This window comes from Roseburia sp. 499 (assembly GCF_001940225.2).
Taxonomy (GTDB): domain Bacteria; phylum Bacillota; class Clostridia; order Lachnospirales; family Lachnospiraceae; genus Petralouisia.
This window is the reverse complement of record NZ_CP135164.1, coordinates 2,229,900-2,252,241: the sequence shown is the minus strand read 5'-3', so window position 1 is coordinate 2,252,241 and position 22,342 is coordinate 2,229,900. Positions and strand designations below refer to the sequence as shown.

The window sequence follows — 22,342 nt, the reverse complement described above, 5'->3', positions numbered from 1 at the left end:
AAAGAATTGGAGAGAACTTATGTTAAAAATGATTTTAAAGGGTGTGGTAATTGGTGTTGCCAATATCATTCCCGGTGTTAGTGGCGGAACTATGGCTGTTTCCATGGGGATTTACGATAAAATAATTCATGCGGCAACCCATTTTCTGTCTGAGTTTAAGAAGAGCATGAAGATACTAATTCCTATCTTAATCGGTGCAGGTCTTGGGTTAGTGGTGGTAGCAAGACTCATTCAGATGATGTTTGATAAGGCACCATTCCAGACGAATTTATTGTTTGTTGGTTTGATTGTAGGTGGACTTCCGGCGATGACAAAGAAGGTAAAGGGACAGAGTATCCGATTGTCACATATTATTGCCTGTGTTTTGTTTTTTGCCTTTGTGGTAGGGCTTGCAGCAATCGGTGAAACAGAAGGTGCTGCGGCAGACCTAAGTATTAATGCGGTAAATATAATGAAACTATTCGGTGTGGGAATTATTGCTTCTGCAACTATGGTAATTCCTGGTGTTAGCGGTTCTATGATTCTGATGCTGATAGGATATTATAACCCGGTTTTAAACGAAGTGAATCGATTCATCGACAATCTGGTAAGTTTTAATGTACCGGGATTACTGGATGGGTGCGCAGTGTTAGTGCCTTTTGGAATCGGTGTAGTAGTTGGAATTGTTGCGATTGCTAAAATTATTGAGTTGATTTTTAAAAAGTTTCCATATGTGGCATATTGGGCAATTATTGGATTGATTGTAGCATCACCTTTTGCAATTATGATGATGAATCAGTTTGGAAAGATTACAGTAGTAACGGTACTTACTGGAATTGTGGCGCTTGTGGTAGGTGTTGTAGCTGCTATGAAACTGGGAGAAGAATAGAAACATGAGTACCTTAGAAAAAATAGCTCTTTTATATGGTGTGATAATAAATATCATTGGTTTTGCGCTTATGGGAATAGATAAGCAAAGAGCTAGAAAACATCAGTGGCGAATACCGGAAAAAACGTTATTTTTTGTGGCGCTCCTTTTGGGAAGTATTGGAACATGGACAGGAATGTATGTGTTTCACCATAAGACAAAGCACTGGTACTTTGTAATAGGTATGCCACTTATTCTAGTGGTACAAGTGATATTATTATTGACATTCAAAATGTAAAATAATATCATAGATGTAGCAGTGATATTAAGCTGGCGGGTTATGCCGGCTGGGAATAAAAAATAGGAAGGATAAGAAGATATGTATTCATTTGATGAAGTAAAAGCAGTTGATTCACAGGTGGCACAGGCAATCACAGATGAAATGGCAAGACAGAATAGCCATATCGAATTGATTGCATCAGAAAACTGGGTAAGCAAGGCAGTTATGGCTGCTATGGGAAGCCCAATGACAAACAAATATGCAGAAGGTTATCCGGGAAAGAGATATTATGGCGGATGTGACTGTGTGGACGTAGTAGAGAATCTTGCAATTGAACGTGCCAAAGAGTTGTTTGGTTGTGAATACGCTAATGTGCAGCCACATTCCGGAGCGCAGGCAAATATGGCAGTGCAGTTTGCTATGTTAGAGCCGGGAGATACCGTAATGGGAATGAACTTAGACCATGGCGGACATCTGACACATGGAAGTCCTGTTAACTTCTCCGGAACATATTTTAAGATTGTGCCTTATGGTGTAAATGATGAAGGATTTATTGATTATGATAAGGTAAGAGAGATTGCATTAGAGTGCAAGCCGAAGCTTATTATTGCTGGTGCAAGTGCGTATGCAAGAACTATTGATTTCAAGAGATTTCGAGAAATTGCAGATGAAGTAGGTGCATATCTGATGGTAGATATGGCACATATTGCAGGTTTAGTAGCTGCTGGACTTCATCCAAGCCCAATTCCATATGCACATGTAGTAACTACTACTACCCATAAAACTTTGCGTGGACCAAGAGGTGGAATGATTCTTGCAAGTCAGGAAATGGCAGATAAGTTTAATTTTAACAAGGCTATTTTCCCGGGAATTCAGGGTGGCCCATTAATGCATGTAATTGCAGCAAAGGCAGTATGTTTTAAAGAAGCGTTAGATGATAGCTTTAAGGTATACCAGAAGAATATTATTGATAATGCACAGGCGTTGTGTAAGGGACTTATGAAGCGTGATATTAAAATTGTTTCCGGTGGAACAGATAATCATTTGATGTTGGTGGATTTGACACCGTATGATTTAACCGGAAAGGCAGTAGAAAAGTTACTGGATTCTGTTAACATTACTTCAAATAAGAATACAATTCCGAATGATCCGAAGTCTCCATTTGTGACAAGTGGTATTCGTCTTGGAACACCGGCTGTTACTTCCAGAGGATTCAATACGGAGGATATGGATAGGGTGGCAGAGTGTATCGCACGGATGATTAAGGAAGGCGAGGCTGCATCTGATGAAGTAAGAGCAATGGTAAAAGAACTGACAGAAAAATATCCATTAGTTTAAGAACATTAAGGAAATATTAATAAACTTCGTAGAAGTTTATAAGTATTTCGTGATAAGATGGCTATGAGGCATTATGCATTATAGCCATTTTTTATATCATACATAATTATTAATAATAGGAGGAGAACAATGAGTAAAAAGAAAGTGGGAATTATCATTGCAGTAGCTGTAGTGGTTGTGGCAGTAGCTGGGGGTGGGTTGTGGTATTTCTTGAGTGGAAAGGGTTCCGGAGGAAAAAGTGCGGATAAAGTGTATGTAGAATCAGTAGCATCATTAGTTTCGGCAGATTCCGGAGTACAGAACCGGTATTCCGGAGTTGTAGAACCACAGGAAACATGGGAGGTAAATAAAAACGGCGAAAAGACGGTAAAAGAGGTTTTTGTAGCAGAGGGAGATGCGGTAGAGGTAGGAACTCCGTTGTTTGAATATGATACGGAGGCATTGGAATCTGAATTAGCACAGGCGAAGCTTGATTTGGAGGGGATGCAGAATGATATTACGAACTATCAAGCGCAGATTAAACAGTTAAATGAGGAAAAAAGTACAGCGCCTGAGGATGAAAAGTTTAATTATACTACGCAGATTCAGAGTTTACAGAATAGTATTAAACAGTCAGAGTACAATATCCAGAGTAAAAAAATAGAAATGCAGAAGAAGCAGGAAGCTATTGATAATTCCACGGTAAACAGTGAAATTGCAGGAGTAGTAAAGTCTATCAATGAAAATGGTGTGGATGCATCGGGAAACGCTTCAGCATATATGACAATTCTTGCTACCGGAGATTATCGTATCAAAGGAACGGTAAGTGAGCAAAATATTGCCTCCTTAAGTCAGGGACAGAGTGTAATTATTCGTTCCAGAATTGATGAAGAACAGGTATGGAATGGAACTATCAGTAAGGTAGATATGGAGAATCAGGAAACAAATACAAATAATTATATGGAATCTGAATCTGGAATGACTTCTGCCAAGTATCCATTTTATGTAACGTTGAATGCTGCTGATGGATTGATACTAGGACAGCATGTATATATAGAACTGGATGAAGGCCAGAATGAAGCAAAAGAAGGTATCTGGTTGTTTGAGGGTTATATAGGCATGGATGAAGAAGAACCATATGTGTGGGCTGCCAATGATAAGGATAAACTGGAAAAACGAAGAGTAGAATTGGGAGAATATGACGAAGAATTAGGAGAGTATGAGATTAAATCAGGACTATCTGAGGAAGATTATATCGCATATCCAATGTTTGGCCTTTATGAAGGTGTTACTACGGTAACGGATGCAGCAGAGGTAGACTATTCTTCTCCGCTTTATAATCAGGAAGGCGGTATGGAAGACGAAATGATGGAAGATGAAGTGATAGATGATACAATGTTACCGGAAGATGAAGTGCCGGAGGATGAAATGTTACCAGAGGGAGGTAGTCTGGAAGACGGTGCAGAGGAATCAATAGAAGAACCAGTAGAAGAGCAACCGGAGGGATGAGTAGAATGATATTAAATTTACAGAATATTTTTAAAGATTATCAGCAGGATAAGCTCGTGGTTCCGGTATTGAAGGATGTTTCTCTTCAAGTGGAAGAGGGAGAATATGTAGCAATTATGGGACCATCCGGTTCCGGGAAAACTACATTAATGAATATTATCGGATGTCTGGACAGACCAACTTCAGGAACTTATGAATTGGCTGGTGAGAATGTATTAAAGTATAAAGACAAAGAAATGTCTGACTTGCGATTGAGAAGAATTGGGTTTGTTTTTCAGAGCTTTCATTTGTTGCCAAGACAGTCAGCGTTAGATAATGTAGCGCTTCCGTTAAGCTATGCAGGTGTGAAGAAAAAGGAAAGAAGACAGAGGGCAGCAGCAGCACTGGAACGCGTAGGACTGGGAGAACGTGTGGATTTCAAACCTACACAGCTTTCAGGTGGACAAAAGCAACGTGTTGCTATTGCAAGAGCGATGGTAAATAACCCTAAGATTCTTTTGGCGGATGAACCTACCGGTGCACTGGACTCTAAGTCTGGACAGCAGATCATGGAACTATTTGAGAAGCTGAATGAAGAAGGCGTTACGATTGTAATGATTACCCATGATAGAAATATAGCCTCGAATGCAAAACGTATTGTACACATCATAGATGGTGTGATTACAGAAGAGGGCAGTGAGGAGGTAGTCCATGAGTAAGAAAAAAATAATTGTAATAATAGTTTCTATCGTTGTAGTAGTTGCGTTAGCAGTGGGGGGGATTTTTACATACCGTTGGTATAAATCAAAAAATACTACGGTAGAGGTGCAATCTGTTTCTAACCTGAATTGGGGATATGGTGGCAGTGGAATGAGTAGCTATGGAATGGTAACAAACGATACGTCTCAGGATGTATATTTATTGGAAAGTCAGACCATAGAAGAAGTATTTGTAACGGAAGGACAGACGGTTTCGATTGGTGACCCATTAGTTTCTTATGATATGACTATGGCAAATCTTCAGATGGAAATGAAGGAATTGGATGTGGATACCTATAATAATAAGCTTACAGCAGCGAAAAAGGAATTGGAAAAGTTGAAGAATACAACTCCAATTTCAGAAACGCCGACGGTACCTGAAACGCCAACTGTACCTGAAACGCCAACCGTGCCGGAAGAACCTCAGTTACCGGAGAAAACAGGAGAAGCATACAATTACATCACATTGAATTCTATACCAAATAAGGGAACTGGAACGGTGGATGATCCATATGTGTTCTTGTGCACACCGGAGTGCTATGTGTTGGGAGAATACTTGAATAGTTTGTCAGAAGACGTATCTAATCCAAAGTTTGCAGTATTTGAGATTCATGAGAATAACACATTGGAAGGCACATTGCTGACTTCATGGAGTGTGAGTGGAAATAGTGGATTACCGCAGATGGCAGAAGACTCCAAATGGGCAGTTAGTACGAAGTCACAAATCGAAGATGAGCTGATGGGAGAGATACAAGAACCAATAGAGGACATTCCGGTAACAGAACCGACGGTAGAAGAACCACAGGGCTATACAGCCAAGGAATTGGCGAAGCTGATTTCTGATAAGGAAGGAGAAATCAGAGACCTTGATTTGAGTAAACGTAAAGCAGAATTAGAACTGGAACAGATGAAAAAAATCTCAGAAAATGGTGTGGTTTCTGCTACAGTAAACGGAGTTGTTAAAAAAGTAGGAAATAAGGACAATCCACCTACAGACGGAACACCATTTTTGACAGTCAGCGGTTCAGAAGGGCTATATGTAAAGGGAGCTGTAAGTGAATTGATGTTGGGAGAGATGGAAGTAGGACAGTCTGTATATGCCAATTCATGGGAGAGTGGAATGAGCTTTGAGGCTACAATTACTGAAATATCCACTTATCCGACGGAAAACAGAGATGTGTTGAGCGGAGACGGTAATCCAAATGTTTCTTACTATCCATACACTGCATATATCGAGGACACACAGGGGTTGAAAAACGGTGAGTCTGTAGAGCTTACCATGACAAATAATATGGAGAATTCCGACAGCATCTATATTCAAAAAGCGTATGTGAGAGAAGAAGATGGAAAGTCCTATGTATTAAAAGCAGATGAAAATGATCGACTTGTAAAACAATATGTTGTTACTGGAAAGACCCTCTGGGGAGAGGCTGTAGAAATTGTATCAGGACTTACTCTGGAGGATAGAATTGCATTTCCATATGGTAAGTCAGCCAAAGAAGGTGCCAAGGTAGAAGATGCTTCCGGTGGCGGAATGTTTTATTATTGATAAGGAGGAAACATTATGCTAGAAAATATAAGACTGTCCTTTCAAGGAATTTGGTCACATAAAATGCGTTCCTTTCTTACCATGTTGGGAATTATTATTGGTATTGCAGCAATTATTGCAATTGTTTCTACAATTAAAGGAACGAACGAACAGATTAAAGAGAATTTAGTAGGTTCGGGAGATAATACAGTAACAGTACAGTTGAATCAGGGAGATTGGGCATACGAGATGGAATACAATGGAATACCGGATGGTGTACCGGTTATTTCGGAAGATGTCAGACAGGAAATATTGGAACTTGATCATGTAGAAAATGTTGCTTTGTATACTTACCGAGAAGGATATAATACGGTATATCATCAAAATACCGGTTTATCCGGAGGAAAAATATACGGAATAGACCAGAATTACTTTGCAACCTGTAATTATAAAATAAGAAGTGGAAGAAATTTCGCAGAGTCAGATTATAGTAAGTATCGTAAGGTGGCAATTTTGGATGTAGATTCAGCAGAAACGCTTTTCGAAGGGGAAGATCCGGTAGGAAAAACCATTGAGATTAAACAAGAGCCGTATGTGGTAATTGGAGTAGTGGAGAAATCATCTAAATTCGAGCCTGTAATTAATTCCATAGAGGATTATTATATGTATGCGGATGACAGTAGTGGCTCTGTATATGTGCCTGATACCACTTGGCCGGTTATTTATTCCTATGACGAACCGCAGGCGTTGGTGTTGAAGTTGGATAATACGGATAACATGACAGCGGCAGGAAAACAGGTGGAGGAGATTTTGAATGCCAATCTTGAGGTAGAAGATGACACCTTGAAATATAAGGCGGCAAATCTTCTGGAACAGGCAAAGGAGATTCAGGAATTGAGTCAATCTACAAATACTATGTTAATCTGGATTGCAGGAATTTCACTTCTGGTAGGTGGTATTGGTGTTATGAATATCATGCTGGTATCAGTAACGGAACGTACGCAGGAAATTGGTCTGAAAAAAGCAATCGGAGCCAGAAAAGGGAAGATTTTAGGCCAGTTTTTAACAGAAGCGGCGGTTTTGACCAGCCTTGGTGGTCTACTTGGTGTTGTGGTTGGAATTGTGTTAGCAGAGGTAATATCCAAGGTAATGGAGACAAAGGTTGCCATTAGTGCACCGGCAGCGGTGATAGCCGTGATTTTCTCCATGGTAATTGGAATTATTTTTGGATTGCTACCATCCTATAAGGCTGCTAATTTGAATCCGATTGATTCGTTGCGGCACGAATAAAATTAAGAGAAAAAGAACTTTCAAATAATGGAAGTTCTTTTTTTCTACCTCAATAAAATGCATCTTAACGGAGAAAACATGCATCTCCCCGAAATTTTATTGCAGAAACAATTGGAAAAAGGTATAGTAAATCTTGCAAGGAGGAGATTATGAAAGTACGTACAGAACAAATTGCATCCGGTGAGGATGAGATTCTTGTTAAATATAAAGAAATGACACCTGAAATTAAAAGAATCATAGAGTCATTAAAGAGAGAATCGGTTTTTGTCGTGGGAAAAAGCGGAGAGAGACAGTATCGTATTCAGCCTAGAGAAATATATTATTTTGAAAGTGTAGATGAAAAATTGTTTGCTTATACCAGTGAAAACGAATATCAGGTGGCACTCACACTGGCAGAGGCAGAAGAAAAGTTAAATTCCTACGGATTTTTCCGGTGTAATAAATCCTTTGTTGTGAATATCAATCACATTGCATCCGTGCGAAGTGAAATGGGAAATCGTATTGATGCACTTTTGGATAATCAGGAGCATGTGATTATATCCAGAAGGTATGCGAAGGTCTTTCGAGAACTACTGCGAGGAGGGAAGAATCATGAATAAGTTGAAAAAATATTTAAAGACAGAAGCAGATGTGGAATTCTTTGCTTGCGTACATGGGGCATCTATGACGTTTATGTATGGCTTTTTACAATGGCTTGGTGGTGTAGATGACGTGCCATTTGCTATTATTTTTCAACAACTTTTATTGGGATATGTGATAGCATGGGCGCAAAAGGGATTGTTTTTTAAAGAAAAGGCATATACAAAACGAGAATATCTCTTGCGAGAGGTTCTTTGGTGCGTCATTCCTGTTTTTCTTATTATTCTTACAGGAAATGGATTTCATTGGTTTTCTGAAGTGTCAGTTGGAATTGCAGTAGCTTTTTATGTATGCATGATATGTTTTTTTGTGATGATATGGTTGTTTTTGAAATATTTTTATCTGGAAGATACCAGAGAAATGAATGATTTGTTGAAAAAACGGAAAAAGGAGGATGTGAAATGAAGAATGTAATCGAATTACAAAATGTAACGAAGGATTACGGAAGCGGAAAGGGAGTGTTTGACGTATCTTTTTCCGTAAAGGAAGGGGAAGTATTCGGTTATCTGGGACCAAACGGAGCAGGGAAAAGTACCACGATTCGCCAGTTGATGGGATTTATTCATCCACAGGCAGGAACGTGTCAGATTTTTGGGAAGGACTGTTTTGCACAGGCAAGCGAAATTCAAAGTGAAATAGGTTATCTTGCCGGGGAACTTGCTTTTATGGAAGATATGACCGGAAGAAAATTTTTGGAGTTTATGGCACGGATGAAGGGAATAAAGGATTTGTCCAGAATGGAAGAGTTGATAGAGCGGTTTGAATTAAATCCTCAGGGAAAAATGCGAAAGATGTCTAAGGGAATGAAACAAAAGGTTGGACTGGTGTGTGCATTTATGGGGAATCCCAAGGCAGTCATTTTAGATGAACCGACCAGTGGGTTAGATCCGTTGATGCAGAATCGGTTTGTAGAGTTGATTTTGGAAGAAAAAAGAAAGGGCACAACCATTCTGATGTCTTCCCATATTTTTGAAGAAGTAGAGAAAACTTGTGACCGTACTGCAATTATCCGGGCAGGAAGGATTGTGGCAATCGAGGATATGCAGTCACTTTCTGAGAAACGTAAAAAAATATATACGGTTACATTGCCGGATGCGCAGACAGCCGAACGATTTGTAAAAGAATCCGGGGTGGAAGTGCAGGGAATAACAGGGAATCGGGTACAGCTTACGGTAAAGAATCAGATTCCGGAAACACTGCAACTGATTGCAAAATATCAGCCGATAGACCTGGATATTAAGACGCAGAGTTTAGAAGAATTATTTATGCATTTTTATGGAGAGGAGGAAAAGAAATGATTTCAATTCCATTATTAAAAAGAAACATGGCATCTTGTGTGAAACCATTTTTGATTATTTATGCAGTGTTGTGTATGTATACACTGGTGATTGTTTATATGTATAATCCGGAACTGGCAGATATGTTGAATCAGTATCAGGAGGCATTTTCGGGAATGATGGCCGCCGCAGGAATGACAGGAGTTGCGTCTAATTTATTAGAATGGATGCAGATATATTTGTATGGTTTTCTGATGATTTTGTTTCCATTGATTTTTGTCATTATTATGGTACAGAAATTGGTTATGAGTTATATTGATAATGGTTCTATGGCGAACTTACTGTCAACTCCTAATTCCAGAAGAAAGATTATTTGTACACAGGCATTATCCATTATTTTATGGATGGGAATTCTAATGGTAGCGGTTACTGTTATGGGGATTGCGGGAAGTCAGATTATGTTTCCGGGAGAACTGGATGTGAAGCGCTATATTATGTTGAATGGAAGTACTCTGCTGATGCAACTTCTGGTATGCGGAATAGCATTTTTGGCAGCCTGCGTATGTAGTGAGTCAAAGAATTATTATGCGTTAGGAGCAGGACTTCCAATTCTATTTTTTCTTATACAGATGATTTCTAATATGGGAGATAAGTTGGAAAAGTTAAAATATTTAACAATTTACACCTTGCTTCCGACAGCAGAAATCGTAAAAGGAGAAAGTGGAATATGGGGACAAAATGTTGTTATGGCTGTTGTAGCAATTATTTTGTTTAGTAGTGGAATATGGTGGTTTGGCAGGAGGGATTTATCACTGTAAAGGATTGACGTGGAATTACAAATAGGTTAGAATAAAAAACGAATTGACTTTTATCTTTATGAGGAGGGGAGGAAAGCAATGAGTGAAATTAAGCTAAAGGACATTGGAGTTCAGAAGGCAAAGGCACTTCAAAAGTCAGCAGTTGCAGAATTGCAAGAGATTTACGGTACACAGAAGAGTGTGTTTGGAGCAATGAAAAGTAGCTGGAAGGGAAAGAGTGGAGATGCTTTCCGGCAAGGAAGCAATGAACTCTTATGCGAGATGTTAATGGCACAGTTGACATTAGATAACTTGAAACGAGAAACGTCATTTGCAGAAAGAACATTTAAAGATGCCGATAAGACTTTAAAACAAGCCATTGAAGAAAAATAAGGAGGGGTAAAAAATGAGTTGTCGTTGCTCTGAAATGAGTAGATGTAGTCGAGATATTTCAACTTTGGGTCAAATGATTAGTCGATTGACACAGTTGGAACAGGAAGATACCAGTATAAATACCGAATTAAATAATCTTGCCGATGTGAGCGGTGTATCTATTACACCGCAAAACATTGGCGAACTTACATCAAGTGAACAGAAATTGAATCATCCTATCAGTAATTTACGAAGTCAGATGTTGAGTGATTGTATAGGTGAAAAAAGTCGTTTGGAAAATACCTATAGATGTATGAAAAGTGAAGATAGGGATTATCACAGAAAGCAAGAAGAGAGAAGAAATAAGAAATAAGAAATAAGAAATAAGGGGGAGAAAAATGAAGAAATTTTCTATTGACATGTCTGTGCTCCAGGAGACAATCAACAAATTGGAGCAGTCGATACAACAAATTAATGCACTGAAGATAAAAATTTTGCGAACGAATACAGAATTGACAGGTTATCACTGGTCAGGAAAGTCTGCAAGAAAATTCCAGGAAAATACATTCGAATGGCGAGATAATTTTCAAAAGTATCTTGAAAATTTAAATAAGATGCATAGTACGTTGCAAGGACAGATTATGCCGAGAGTGGAGTCGTTAGACAGCCAGGCAAGCTCTATGGCAAGTTATGTGGGTGGTAGTGCAGGGAACAGTAGCGGAACTGCCACAGTCAGTCTGGATTGGAGTGGCAAGACGGAAATGTGCCGGTTATGTCAAAACTTGGTCGGAAAATATGAGGGCTACGCAGAACAATTAACGGCATTAAGTAATTTAGATGGACAGTTATGTTATTCCGGATTTTCTATAGGAACACAAATCAGTAGTGCGATTGGTAAGATTCATGAAGTGCAGCAGATGCTTCAGGAACTACAAAGGGCGATGGATTCCTATCAGAATAATGTGGAAGAATTAGAGAACGTAATGGTGGCGCAGATGGAACAGCTACAGATGCCGGAAGGTTGGTCTAACAGTGTTAGTTCCTTACTGAATCGACTTTCTATTGCATGTGGCGACTTTAACATGAACAACATTCTAAAAGAGTTAATTAGAATGTTAAAGGGACTGAATCTGAATAGTTGTGAGTATGGTGGTGACCCAATTAATCTTGCTACCGGAAATTTTATTTTTCATCGGGAATATTTGAGACAAAAAGGGCTCTATCCATTAGAGTTTGTAATGTTTTATAATTCTATGGAACAGCAAAGCAGTGTGTTGGGAAAAGGATGGGTACATAATTATCAAATTTATCTGAGAAAAGAACAACAGAGAGTTGTGCTACATTGGTCAGATGGCAGGGAAGAGACCTTCCTGAAAGAAGAAAATGGACAGTATTCTCATTTGCTTGGAAAACGGGAAATTCTAATGGAAACATCTGAGGGCATGGTTTATAAGACAGATCTTGGGATAAAATATGTTTTTGATTCTCAAGGAAAAAATACCAGAGTAGAAGACCGTAATGATAACTGGCTGAAGTTTTCTTATGACGCAGAGGGAAGACTGAAAGAGGCAAAAAGTATATCGGGAGAAGCGTTGTTTTATCGATATGGTGAGGAAGGGCTTATGTCAGAAGTATCAGATGGAACAGGACGCGCTGTGAGCCTTTCTTATAAAGATGGATGTCTGACACAAGTAAGAGATGAAGAAAATCATACATTTCAATATAAATATGACAGCGCCGGAAATATATGTGGAGTTACCAATGCCAGAAATATTGAGAGTATTCGGAATGAATATGATGCCGAGGGGCGTGTAACAAAACAGTTCTATCCGGATGGTGGGCAGATGCGGCTGGAGTATGATGATAATTCCAGAAAGATACATGTAACGGAGCAGAATGGAAATGAAATTGATTATATTCATGATGAACGTTTCCGAAGTGTAGAGACAGTATTTTCAGATGGGCGAATACAATATGCTTATAATGACCAGAATCAAAAGACGCAGATTATAGATAAAAAAGGAAATAAGACGACTTACGATTATGATGATGCCGGAAATCTAACCATGGTGGAAAATCCTATGGGAGAAAAAATGGAAATGACATATAATGCCATGAAACTGATGACCGGAATCAAGATATGTGGAGAAGAATTCTTACGCAACCAGTATGATTTAAGAGGAAATCTGGTTCGTAGAAAAGACGCTCTTGGAAGGGAAATTGTAGTATCTTACAATAAGAATGGAAAACCAATAGAACTGAAGCAGCCGGATGGAAGTATCATAGCATTAAGATATGATGAACATGGTAATATCAGTTCTATTCGTGGACCCCTGGGTGGTGAGACTCAGTATGAGTATGATATGTTAGGACAGGTAACTGCGACTATTGACGGAAACGGCAATCGTACGGAATATGCCTATAATCGCCGGGGAAATATTATTGCGGTAACAAATGCAGAAGGAAATACAAAGCACATTTATTATAACGAGAGTGGAAAAATAACTTGTGTTGAAGATTTTGACGGAAGTCGGCTGCAATGTGAATATAATGAAATCAATAAACCATGTAAGGTAATTGACCAGGAAGGCAATGTTACTTTATATGAATATGATAAAATGTGGAATATGACTTGCCGGACAGCAGCAAATGGTGGAAAAACAAGATTTGTTTATGACAAGCTGAATCATCTGGAACGTGTCATCAATGCAAAAGGTGCAGAAGTACAATATGAATATGACCAGAATGGGAACCGTACAAAAGTCAAGGACTCAGATGGCGGAGTTGTAAAGATGGAATATGATGCCCTGAATCGCCTGATTGCCTTAACAGATGCTGATGGAGCAGTTAGTCATATGGCGTACAATCAGTTTGGACAGAAGATAAAGACTATTGATGCCATGGGAAATGTGCGGAGAAACGTGTATGACAAAGCAGGGCAGCGAATCGGTGTGATAGATGCCAGAGGAAATAAAACTACATATCAATATAATTCCATGGGAAAAATCAGCAAGATTATTGACCCGGCAGATAGGGAGACGATTTACGATTATCTGCCCGGTGGATTGTTGGAAAAGATTACTTATGCTGACGGAACCTATGTAAGTTACACTTATGATACAAATCGTAATGTAAAGAGTAGCAGGAATCAGAAAGGATATACTTTTTATTATACCTATGATTCCATGAATAGAATCATACAGATTGAAAGTAGCGAGGGGCAGAAAAAGAATTATACCTATGATTTAACCGGACATGTAAGTTCTGCGACAGATGCCAATGGAAATACGACACAATATTTTTATTCGCCGGCAGGACGTTTGATACGCGTGATAGATGCCTTGGGAAACTGTACGGAATATAATTATGATGAAATGGGCAGTTTGTCAGAAATTTCACAATATGGTGAGGAAAAAGAACTGTCAGAGGCATGTAAACTGAATGAAGATAATAAAAACCTGTATTTTATGCAATACAAACGTGATGTTTTGGGTCAGGTAGAAACAACTGTAGATGCTCTGGGAAGAGAAGAACATTATGAATATGACAACAAAGGACGTATGATTGAAAAACAGGATAAAGAAGGCTTCGTCACAAAGTATAGCTAATGAACTCTCGGAATCCTGAGTGTTCATGCCGGCGGAAACCCGGCATTGTACTTTGAAAAGTAAATATTATATGTGGAACGAAAAAATCGCACGAGAAATCAGCATTGAAAGGTAAAAATAATTCGCACTAAATCATATGAAATTACTGTGGTTTTCTCTGTAATAAGGTAAAATAGAAGAAAAACTTTATCGCAGAGGTGCAAAATGAGCCGAGAGCAGGAAAGAATCAGAAAGAAACTTGAAAACAATCCCATTGCTGAATGTAATAAGATTCAGAACAGATTTTGTCCGGAACTATTTTCGATGTTCGGCAGAGTAAAAGATCCCCGTAATCAGAGTTACATTGATTATTCTTCAAGAGTCATGCTTGGAACTATGTACTATAAAAGTATTGCAGGGATTTCGAGCATGCAGGAAATGACAAGAACCTTTAATGATGAGAAAATCTGCAGAAATTTATACAGATTCATGGGAGAAGAAGTAAAAGATTATATGCCCCATGGTGTGACAGAAAATGAATTTCTGGAAAGATTAGATCCAAGGGAGTTAGAGAATGTTCAGCAGAATATCGTATATTCCATGATTCGTCGAAAGACCTTTGATAATGCCAAGGTGTTAAAGAAATGGCAGATTATTGTAGATGCAACCGAATTGGACGAAGGATACCAAAAGAAGAATGAGCATTATCTGAGCCGGTGTTACAACAGAGGCTCAGATAAAGAGTACATTAAGTATCACAGAAGCATACTTGAGGCAAAAATATACTTTGGAGAAAATCTTGTATGCAGTATTGCATCAGAAACAATAGAAAATTCGGAGAAATATATAAATCAAAGTGATGAAGCAGTAAAACAGGATTGCGAAAGTAAAGCTTTTGTAAGACTTGCTGCCAAAATCAAACAGAAATTCCCGAGGCTGCCAATTATCATTACGGCAGATGGACTGTATGTTACAAAAACAGTTTTACAGATATGTAAAGATTATCATTGGGATTACATTATCCGATATAAAGAAGGCTGCGCTTCATCAATAGCTAAAGAATACCGTGCACTTCCGGAAAAAGAAACAATTGGAACTGATATAGAGTATCAGAATAAAATCATGTTCAATGACTTTGACGTGAATCTAATCTATTATCGGGAAAGGTGGATTGTAAAAGGTGAAGAGAAAGAAAGAGAGTTTGCCTGGATTACAAGCATCGAGATTACGAAAAGTAATGCAAAAAAAATCGTACGTGCCGGACGTAACAGATGGAAAATAGAAAATCAGGGATTTAACCGCCAGAAGCATTGGCAGGGAGATATAGAGCACGCATGTAGTTGGAATGAGCGGGCACAGAAGAATCACTATCTGATGGAACAGATAGCGGATTTTGTGAAGCAGCTATATGAGTATTTCTATCTTGAAAAAAATGGAATAAAAAAGCTGCAAAAAAATATATCTCCTGAATTGTTAGCCAGCTTTGGACGGCAACTAACAGAAACAGAAGATATACCAGTTCAACTGAATAACTCAGTTCAAAACTGAATTAATTGTAGCAAAGAAGGTGATGCCTGCCAAGAGGAAAATGCAAAATTTATTCACAATTTTTTTTGACAGGAATTTGTGTAAGTATGCAATGTGGATAACTTAAGACATTTTCACACGAAATGTCGAAGATAAGCATTTTACGGAAATGGTAGGCTATAAAACAAATTTACCTTTCAATGCTGACGAGAAATAAACATAGCTTTCACTATGTTTCAAAAAGTGGTATTATAGACAATAGGATTATGCTGCATTCAAAATCAACTTTCTGAGGGTAGATTCAAATGGCAAATCCCATGCATCCAGATGTTGTAGCATCAGGATGTGATAGAGTCGGCAGTACCACATCTTTGTTGAGCGGTGTCTGCCGTCTTCTAATTTAAAGTCTAATTTCTCACGTTTATTTGAACGTTCCGCAGATGTTCTTGCGTTATACTCCAGCTTCCATTCATTGCTGCTTCTTGGTGGATTATTAAATAATCTTGGGTTATCATTCATTACCAAATGAACGGTACGCCCATATTTGGCATCAGAGCACGGATTATCGCAGGTGCAGGAAATACAACCATTTTTCCTGCTGATTTTTGGACACTTGAATTTCATTCTGCCTTTTGAAATTTCAATACCATCACGGCGCATACGAAAACCACATGGACAGATTGGTACACCATCCTTATCAATGGTAAAGTCGTTTTTATAGACAGGTGGTCTGCCACCTTTGCCGTTAAGATCGATAAAAGGCGTGATATTTTCACGCTGAAAGTATTGATAATAAGGCATGGCATCATGGGCAGAATCTAATAGTACCTTTGAGATTTTATAGTCTGGCAGGAATGATTTCATTCTGAAAAAAGCATGTAAAAATCCATGTGAATCATGCTTGGAGGCACAGGAATAGTGAGGAAATACAGGCAAGTCGCTTTCAGCGTCGACAAGCATGTATAAGTCATACCCATGATAAAAACAATCACGAGATGAATCCCATCCGATATCGCAGTCGGGCTGGGAAAAGTAACGGTCACATTTGCAGTCAGTAATACCGTTTTCTTTGCATTTGCAGACACGATGCTTACGTTCTCTGTGTGAAGTGACAACAGGAGTTCCATCTCCGGCAAGTGCTAAAGCATTTTTATGAATAAGTCCTTTATCGACAGAACTATCAAGGAATTCTTTTTTATAGATTTTAAACAGAGAAGCATAAGGCTGATCATCCAGATGAAACTCCGTGTTTTCTAACTCGGGAAGGAGTTCAGCAACGGTAACTTTTTCTACAGAATCCGCTTTTGTTCCTTTAGATTTAGGTTTTTTAACCTTTGTCTTAAGGGGATGGATATGAGAAGACATATGACTATCATCGGAGTCCCACAGACAACGGTTAATGAAATCATAAAAAGTTCCAACACCAGGAGTGTTGCTTACTTCAAATCCGCTAAGAATGGCATAAAGAGGATTGATTTTAAGCTGAGCAGCCCATTCTGTTAAGGAAGTAACTTTAAAATCGATGGATAAAAGATAGGAACGCTGCATGCAGGATGGAGTTCTTGGAGCAGGTCCGAATTTGGAATATTTATCAGCCAGAATAACATCGGTTTCAGATAAATCAAGGTTCCAGAAACGTTCAATGATATCCCAAGTTGAACGAGCAAGAACATCAGGGTTAGGATAATATTTACGAAGATTAGTAACAACAAAGTTTTGGTAGTCAGTATGACTGCCACAGTTAACAGGTAACATAAAAATCGCCTCCATATCGAAAAATGATTGCCGCCGCAAACGACGGTTCTTATTAATCAATAGGCGCGAAGCGCCGCATTTTTTGATGCGATTGTCAAGTGTTTTTGACAAAAAAGTGGGGGATTTTATAAAAAAAGGAATCTTTAAGCCTTATATTTACTGGCTTAAAGATTCCGAGAGATTATGCTATACAAAAGGAGGTCAGTTGTCCGGAATTCAATATGCTGATGGAAATTCAGTGAAACTAAGCTATAATCCGTTAAAGCAGTTGGTAGAGATTAGTGACTGGCTTGGAATCACCACCATAGAGGTTGATGAGCTGGGAAGGGCTGAGAAGGTCACAGACCAGAAAGGCAGAGAAGTTGTTTACTCCCGTAACGAGTTGGGACAGTGTGTTGCCATGCAGTATCCGGGAGGAAAAAAAGTGGAGTATGGCTATGACCAGTGGAGACGATTAATTTCTCTACGGGATGAAAGTGGCGAATTTAGCTATGCTTATGATGAAAATGGCAGATTAAGTGAGAAATTGTTCCCGAATGCTATGCGGACAAATTATACCTATGGTATAACGGGTGCACTGGAAAGTCTTACCCACTGGGATAAAGAAGGACTTCTGGAAGGCATTGAGTATCAGTATGATTCAGTAGGCAATAAAATAGAAATAAAACGGCAGCGAAGAGGGCTTCAGACAGAAAGTGGTGTGTATCGTTATGACTATGATGCATTGAATCGCTTAGTTGGTGTGCAAAAAGATGGTGCAATGTTACGTAGTTATGGTTATGATACCTTTGGAAATCGTAGCTTTATGGAAGATGAGCAGACTAGAACAGATTATTTCTATAATGAAGCAAATCAGCTGATGCGTTCTGTAAATGAAGAACAGGTTACAGATTATTCTTATGATAAGCGAGGAAATTTAGTTCAGATATTGGAAAATAATGCATGTAAACATATCTATGAGTACGATTGCAGAAATCATATGTACCGGGCAGCAGATGATGCAGGAAGAATGTCTGTTTATAACTACAATGGACTTGGAAAAAGAGTAGGGCAACAGATGTTTGAAGGAATATCATTTACAAATGAAGGACTACCGGGGATTTTAGAAGTGGAAAATCCAGTCAGAAGCATTGAATTTGTCTTAGATCAGACCAGACGCTATCATAATCTGTTGCAGCAGGTAGAAAAAGACAATATGCGTCAGTTTCTATGGGATGGCAGTGTAATAGGAGAAACCAATAAGGAAGGCGTGCATTATTATATGTTGGATGAGCAAGGCAGTCCACTGCGTTATCTGGAAGCAGAAGGAAACATTAAGGAAAGCTATGTTTTTGATGAATTTGGAAATGATTTGCAAAAGAAAAAAGAACAGGTTCAGCCTTTTGGATATGTGGGATTTTATCGGGATACGGTAGCGGACACATACTTTGCGCAAGCACGAGAATATATGCCACAAACAGGAAGATTTACGGCAAGGGATATTGTGAAAGGGGTACAGAAAGCACCTTACACACTGAATGAATATAGCTATTGCTGGAACCGTCCATTAAACTTTGCAGACCGCGATGGTGCTTTCCCAAGCTGGGAAGAGATTACAGAAGCAGTGGAAACCGGAAGAGAGGTAGTTGGTGATTGGTTAGAAGATGCAGCTACGGCAGCAGGTGAGGTGGCTATTACAGCTACAACCAGTTTCTTTAATGGTGCTGAGTTTGTGTGGGAGAATTATATTTCCGGTGAAATACAAGGGAAAATTGCAGAGAGCGGCAGAGAGATTGTCGGAACAGTGCGTGAAGGAATAGAGAAAGATATATTTTTTGGACTGGATATAAGTGATTTTATGGCAATTGGTTCAATGACTCCTATTGGAGAAGCATTTTTGGATGTTTTTTCCTTTACCAGAACGGATGATGGAGTATATCATTCTGACAGGGATTGTTGGCAGCAGTATTTTGGATATAATAGTTTTTATGATTATGTCTTTGATGCAGCTACGTCAATGGAACCGCAAATGTATCCGTTTACTGTTAAAGATGGAACAACCTATACTATTTGGATGTGGAAGGGAGATTATTTGAATCTGGGAGCAGGATGCGAGACAGGAATCTATTATGGAGATGGATTCCACAAAAACTGTGCTACAGATACTAATCTGCACATGACACTGTCTCTTTATGATAAAAGAACCGGACAGATGATATTTGAATATAATCCGGATGCCCCACAATGGTGGATTACCGGATTCAATCCAGCCCCCAAATATCAGGATAGAAATGCAAGTGAACTGGCTGTATATGGAAGCATTGATTTTTCAAAGGAACCGGAATTATGGGAAGCATTTTTTGCAGAATATGAAAATGAAGAAGGATGGTGTTTTGATGAAGAAAATATGGTTGCAAATTATCAGTGGTAAGAAAATGGTAGTAGTATTGTTAGCGTGTATGATATTGATAAACATATCAGGTTGCGCACCTAGTAACCGATTGGAGCGTATGGGAAAGGAGGAGGAAACATATCAAGAACAGTCGGATGAGACCATGCAGTCTATTATGAATGCGCTTAAAGCAAAAGATGCAGAAAAACTGAAAGATTTATTTTCTCCATATGCATTAGAACATATGGAAAACATAGATGAAAAGATAGCTGAATTGATGGATTTTTATCCGGGAAATGAAAGCGGATATGAAGGAAATTGTAGTATGGGAGGCGCGAGAAATTACGGGGATATAACAGTAATATTGCGAGGAACTTATGATGTGACGGGTGAGGAAAAGAACTATGAAGTGAGATTCATAGTAATACCACAAAATGATGAAGAGCCAGAAAAAGAGGGGCTATATCTGATAGAAGTTATGACAGAAGAAGCAGAACCAGAAGGATTTAAGTGGAGAAATGAGGATGATGAACCGGGAATATATGTGCTAGAACCACAGGAGAAGCACTGGTAAGCGAGGAGCGGAGAAAGTTTTGAAGAAGAAAATATGGTTGCAAATTATCAGTGGTAAGAAATTGCATAGAGAAAAAAAGGGGATAACATTGCTACTGATAGGCAGTGTGTTGATTTTCAATCTTTTAGGTTGTAATTCTAAAAGTGCTGAAGAATATAGAGCAAAGGTCATAAGAGAAGACGAAGATATGGGAGAGAAAATGATGCAATCTATTGTGGATGCATTAGAAAAGCAGGATAAGGAAGCTTTGAAAGAGTTATTTTCGCCATATGCTTTGGAACATGCGGAGAATTTGGATGAAAAAAGTGAGAAACTATTGGAATTTTATCAAGGGAGTGATAGTAAAAGAGAAGGAGAACTTTATAGTGCAGAAGGTGGGAAAAATTATGGGATTTGGATATTAGATAGTGGTTATACATTAGAAAATGATGGGCAAGAGTATCAGGTAAGAGTTATAACTATTCCGAAGTATGATGAAGAACCGGATAAAGTAGGATTATATCTGATAGAAGTCATGACAGAAGAAGCAAAACCAGAAGGATTTAAGTGGAGAAATGAGGATGATGAACCGGGAATTTATGTACTAGAGCCCCAGGAAAAGCATTATGTGATTGACAAGCAAGAGAAACAATTGTTATCATGTTATGGAATTTGGAAATGATAGGGAGGATAAAAATGTTTCAAGAACTAAAGAAAAAATATTTGGTTAAGCACTTAGTGGTTTCAATTTTTATGTTTGTTATAGGTATGGTGTTTCTTGCAATAAAAATTGGTGACATTAAGGTCTTGTTAGCACCTAAGAAAAATTTGGATGAATTAAAGGTGGATGAGATTACAACTCCTATGCGGGTGGATGCAGATATTGAAGTCCTTTATGATTATTATACTTACTCTACGAAAAATAGTAAGGTTGATGAAAAGGAATATTTTATCCCGATAGGGGAAGAAGAGTATATGGGCGTTGCTATGAACGGGTCTGATATTTCAACAGCGGACGATAATATGAATGCTACATGGGATTATATGGAAGGCGATATAGGAGCATTAGACCAGATTGAGACCATTCACGTAACCGGTACAATTCTACCCTTAACAGGAGAAGAAGCAATGTATTATAACCAATATGTTGATGAATTGGAATGGACAGAAGAAGAAAAGGAATTATTTTTGCCATATGTCTTGAAGGTTGGGTATATTGGTGAGTCTAATAAGGGTGAATTTGTGATTATGCTGGTAATTGCTGCAGTATGCTTTGTTATTGGTATTATTTGGCTGATATGGGGAATTAAAGGGAATTATATGAAAAATATCAGAAAGTACTGCGAAGCATCTGGTAATCCGGAAGTAATGAAAGAAAGATTAGAGCGTTTTTATGAAATGACACCTGAGGTTTGTGGAATTCGCATTTCACCGGAATTTTATCTTTCTGCAAAAGGGAATAGGGCAATTTTTGGTGAAACAAAAAGTATTATCTGGGCATATCAGCATGTGGTAAGACATTCTGTTAATTTGATTCCGGTATGTAAGACATATTCTATCATACTGGCAAATGCTGATGGTAGCAGAACTGAAGTGATGATGAAGAATAAGAAAAAGTCGGAAGCTGCTTTGGAACATATTGCTAATGTATTGCCTTATCTGTTTGTAGGGTATGATGATCAGTTAAATAATGCATTTAATCAGAATCGACAGGCAATGATAGAGACGGTTGCAGAAAGAAGAAATGGGATTTATCAGGAACAGACATTAGATAATCCGACATATAATTAAGAAAAAGTGCTTGCACCTCAAGAATAATCGCGTTATAATAAGCGAAGAATAAAAAGTGACGTTTGATGAAAGCTACGATTGAAATGCTGTAACAGAGAGCCGATGGGGGTGTGAATCGGTACAGAATACAATCTTTCCACTTTCAGAGTCAGTGGTGAAGAACCA

General features: G+C 38.5%; 20 protein-coding genes. 19 read left to right on the top strand and 1 reads right to left on the bottom strand.

Features of this window, described 5'->3' with window-relative positions; all coding sequences use genetic code 11:
* Positions 1–19 precede the first annotated feature (19 nt).
* From BIV20_RS11100 to BIV20_RS11030, 15 genes are all read left to right on the top strand, one after another.
* Positions 20–868 (top strand): DUF368 domain-containing protein, encoded by an 849-nt coding sequence (locus BIV20_RS11100; RefSeq protein ID WP_075720798.1) that lies wholly within the window; start codon positions 20–22, stop codon positions 866–868.
* A gap of 4 nt (positions 869–872) precedes the next feature.
* Positions 873–1,145 carry a DUF1294 domain-containing protein gene (locus tag BIV20_RS11095; RefSeq protein ID WP_075720797.1) on the top strand — a complete coding sequence of 91 codons (273 nt, stop codon included), beginning with the start codon at positions 873–875 and terminating at the stop codon, positions 1,143–1,145.
* 81 nt (positions 1,146–1,226) lie between these two features.
* A complete protein-coding gene (gene glyA, locus BIV20_RS11090) occupies positions 1,227–2,465 on the top strand; it encodes a serine hydroxymethyltransferase (RefSeq protein WP_075720796.1) in 1,239 nt (412 codons plus the stop codon).
* Between the two features lie 129 nt (positions 2,466–2,594).
* Entirely contained in the window at positions 2,595–3,953 is a 1,359-nt protein-coding gene (locus BIV20_RS11085; protein WP_075720795.1) for an efflux RND transporter periplasmic adaptor subunit, read from the top strand.
* 5 nt (positions 3,954–3,958) lie between these two features.
* Positions 3,959–4,651 (top strand): ABC transporter ATP-binding protein, encoded by a 693-nt coding sequence (locus BIV20_RS11080; protein WP_075720794.1) that lies wholly within the window; start codon positions 3,959–3,961, stop codon positions 4,649–4,651.
* Positions 4,644–6,239: an efflux RND transporter periplasmic adaptor subunit gene (locus BIV20_RS11075; protein ID WP_075720793.1), complete on the top strand. Its 1,596-nt coding sequence runs from the start codon at positions 4,644–4,646 to the stop codon at positions 6,237–6,239. The genes BIV20_RS11080 and BIV20_RS11075 overlap by 8 nt, the downstream gene beginning before the upstream one ends.
* 15 nt (positions 6,240–6,254) lie before the next feature.
* Positions 6,255–7,508, top strand: a complete 1,254-nt coding sequence (locus tag BIV20_RS11070; protein WP_075720792.1) for an ABC transporter permease — start codon at positions 6,255–6,257, stop codon at positions 7,506–7,508.
* A gap of 149 nt (positions 7,509–7,657) precedes the next feature.
* Complete coding sequence (locus tag BIV20_RS11065; RefSeq protein ID WP_075720791.1) at positions 7,658–8,107, top strand: LytTR family DNA-binding domain-containing protein; 450 nt, start codon at positions 7,658–7,660, stop codon at positions 8,105–8,107.
* Complete coding sequence (locus BIV20_RS11060; RefSeq protein WP_075720790.1) at positions 8,100–8,552, top strand: hypothetical protein; 453 nt, start codon at positions 8,100–8,102, stop codon at positions 8,550–8,552. The genes BIV20_RS11065 and BIV20_RS11060 overlap by 8 nt, the downstream gene beginning before the upstream one ends.
* On the top strand, positions 8,549–9,445 hold the full coding sequence (locus tag BIV20_RS11055; RefSeq protein WP_075720789.1) for an ABC transporter ATP-binding protein: 897 nt from the start codon (positions 8,549–8,551) through the stop codon (positions 9,443–9,445). The genes BIV20_RS11060 and BIV20_RS11055 overlap by 4 nt, the downstream gene beginning before the upstream one ends.
* The gene (locus tag BIV20_RS11050; protein ID WP_075720788.1) at positions 9,442–10,242 is read left to right on the top strand and encodes an ABC transporter permease subunit; all 801 of its coding nucleotides are present in this window, start codon (positions 9,442–9,444) and stop codon (positions 10,240–10,242) included. The genes BIV20_RS11055 and BIV20_RS11050 overlap by 4 nt, the downstream gene beginning before the upstream one ends.
* A 78-nt stretch (positions 10,243–10,320) precedes the next feature.
* Complete coding sequence (locus BIV20_RS11045) at positions 10,321–10,614, top strand: hypothetical protein (RefSeq protein WP_075720787.1); 294 nt, start codon at positions 10,321–10,323, stop codon at positions 10,612–10,614.
* 13 nt (positions 10,615–10,627) lie between these two features.
* A complete protein-coding gene (locus BIV20_RS11040; protein ID WP_075720786.1) occupies positions 10,628–10,966 on the top strand; it encodes a hypothetical protein in 339 nt (112 codons plus the stop codon).
* 25 nt (positions 10,967–10,991) lie between these two features.
* The gene (locus BIV20_RS11035; protein WP_075720785.1) at positions 10,992–14,201 is read left to right on the top strand and encodes a DUF6531 domain-containing protein; all 3,210 of its coding nucleotides are present in this window, start codon (positions 10,992–10,994) and stop codon (positions 14,199–14,201) included.
* Positions 14,202–14,405: 204 nt separating this feature from the next.
* Complete coding sequence (locus BIV20_RS11030) at positions 14,406–15,728, top strand: transposase family protein (RefSeq protein ID WP_075719895.1); 1,323 nt, start codon at positions 14,406–14,408, stop codon at positions 15,726–15,728.
* 243 nt (positions 15,729–15,971) lie between these two features.
* Here BIV20_RS11030 and BIV20_RS11025 read toward each other — a convergent pair whose 3' ends face one another.
* Complete coding sequence (locus BIV20_RS11025) at positions 15,972–17,462, bottom strand: hypothetical protein (RefSeq protein ID WP_075718328.1); 1,491 nt, start codon at positions 17,460–17,462, stop codon at positions 15,972–15,974.
* A 205-nt stretch (positions 17,463–17,667) separates the two neighbouring features.
* Between BIV20_RS11025 and BIV20_RS11020 the strand changes: the two genes are divergently transcribed.
* From BIV20_RS11020 to BIV20_RS11005, 4 genes are read left to right on the top strand one after another with little or no spacing between them, the layout of a single operon-like run.
* Positions 17,668–19,872: an RHS repeat-associated core domain-containing protein gene (locus tag BIV20_RS11020; protein ID WP_075720783.1), complete on the top strand. Its 2,205-nt coding sequence runs from the start codon at positions 17,668–17,670 to the stop codon at positions 19,870–19,872.
* A complete protein-coding gene (locus tag BIV20_RS11015; RefSeq protein ID WP_075720782.1) occupies positions 19,838–20,407 on the top strand; it encodes a DUF5104 domain-containing protein in 570 nt (189 codons plus the stop codon). Before BIV20_RS11020 ends, BIV20_RS11015 begins: the two co-directional genes overlap by 35 nt.
* A 19-nt stretch (positions 20,408–20,426) precedes the next feature.
* A complete protein-coding gene (locus tag BIV20_RS11010) occupies positions 20,427–21,068 on the top strand; it encodes a DUF5104 domain-containing protein (protein ID WP_075720781.1) in 642 nt (213 codons plus the stop codon).
* 14 nt (positions 21,069–21,082) lie between these two features.
* Positions 21,083–22,177 carry a DUF6709 family protein gene (locus BIV20_RS11005; RefSeq protein WP_075720780.1) on the top strand — a complete coding sequence of 365 codons (1,095 nt, stop codon included), beginning with the start codon at positions 21,083–21,085 and terminating at the stop codon, positions 22,175–22,177.
* Positions 22,178–22,342 lie beyond the last annotated feature (165 nt).

Coding starts and splice junctions, on each gene's coding strand:
- BIV20_RS11025 (WP_075718328.1), bottom strand. CDS start 17,462: ATGTTACCTGTTAACTGTGGCAGTCATACTGACTACCAAAACTTTGTT.
- BIV20_RS11050 (WP_075720788.1), top strand. CDS start 9,442: ATGATTTCAATTCCATTATTAAAAAGAAACATGGCATCTTGTGTGAAA.
- BIV20_RS11040 (WP_075720786.1), top strand. CDS start 10,628: ATGAGTTGTCGTTGCTCTGAAATGAGTAGATGTAGTCGAGATATTTCA.
- BIV20_RS11045 (WP_075720787.1), top strand. CDS start 10,321: ATGAGTGAAATTAAGCTAAAGGACATTGGAGTTCAGAAGGCAAAGGCA.
- BIV20_RS11065 (WP_075720791.1), top strand. CDS start 7,658: ATGAAAGTACGTACAGAACAAATTGCATCCGGTGAGGATGAGATTCTT.
- BIV20_RS11005 (WP_075720780.1), top strand. CDS start 21,083: ATGTTTCAAGAACTAAAGAAAAAATATTTGGTTAAGCACTTAGTGGTT.
- BIV20_RS11100 (WP_075720798.1), top strand. CDS start 20: ATGTTAAAAATGATTTTAAAGGGTGTGGTAATTGGTGTTGCCAATATC.
- glyA (WP_075720796.1), top strand. CDS start 1,227: ATGTATTCATTTGATGAAGTAAAAGCAGTTGATTCACAGGTGGCACAG.
- BIV20_RS11060 (WP_075720790.1), top strand. CDS start 8,100: ATGAATAAGTTGAAAAAATATTTAAAGACAGAAGCAGATGTGGAATTC.
- BIV20_RS11075 (WP_075720793.1), top strand. CDS start 4,644: ATGAGTAAGAAAAAAATAATTGTAATAATAGTTTCTATCGTTGTAGTA.
- BIV20_RS11055 (WP_075720789.1), top strand. CDS start 8,549: ATGAAGAATGTAATCGAATTACAAAATGTAACGAAGGATTACGGAAGC.
- BIV20_RS11070 (WP_075720792.1), top strand. CDS start 6,255: ATGCTAGAAAATATAAGACTGTCCTTTCAAGGAATTTGGTCACATAAA.
- BIV20_RS11015 (WP_075720782.1), top strand. CDS start 19,838: ATGAAGAAAATATGGTTGCAAATTATCAGTGGTAAGAAAATGGTAGTA.
- BIV20_RS11095 (WP_075720797.1), top strand. CDS start 873: ATGAGTACCTTAGAAAAAATAGCTCTTTTATATGGTGTGATAATAAAT.
- BIV20_RS11080 (WP_075720794.1), top strand. CDS start 3,959: ATGATATTAAATTTACAGAATATTTTTAAAGATTATCAGCAGGATAAG.
- BIV20_RS11085 (WP_075720795.1), top strand. CDS start 2,595: ATGAGTAAAAAGAAAGTGGGAATTATCATTGCAGTAGCTGTAGTGGTT.
- BIV20_RS11030 (WP_075719895.1), top strand. CDS start 14,406: ATGAGCCGAGAGCAGGAAAGAATCAGAAAGAAACTTGAAAACAATCCC.
- BIV20_RS11035 (WP_075720785.1), top strand. CDS start 10,992: ATGAAGAAATTTTCTATTGACATGTCTGTGCTCCAGGAGACAATCAAC.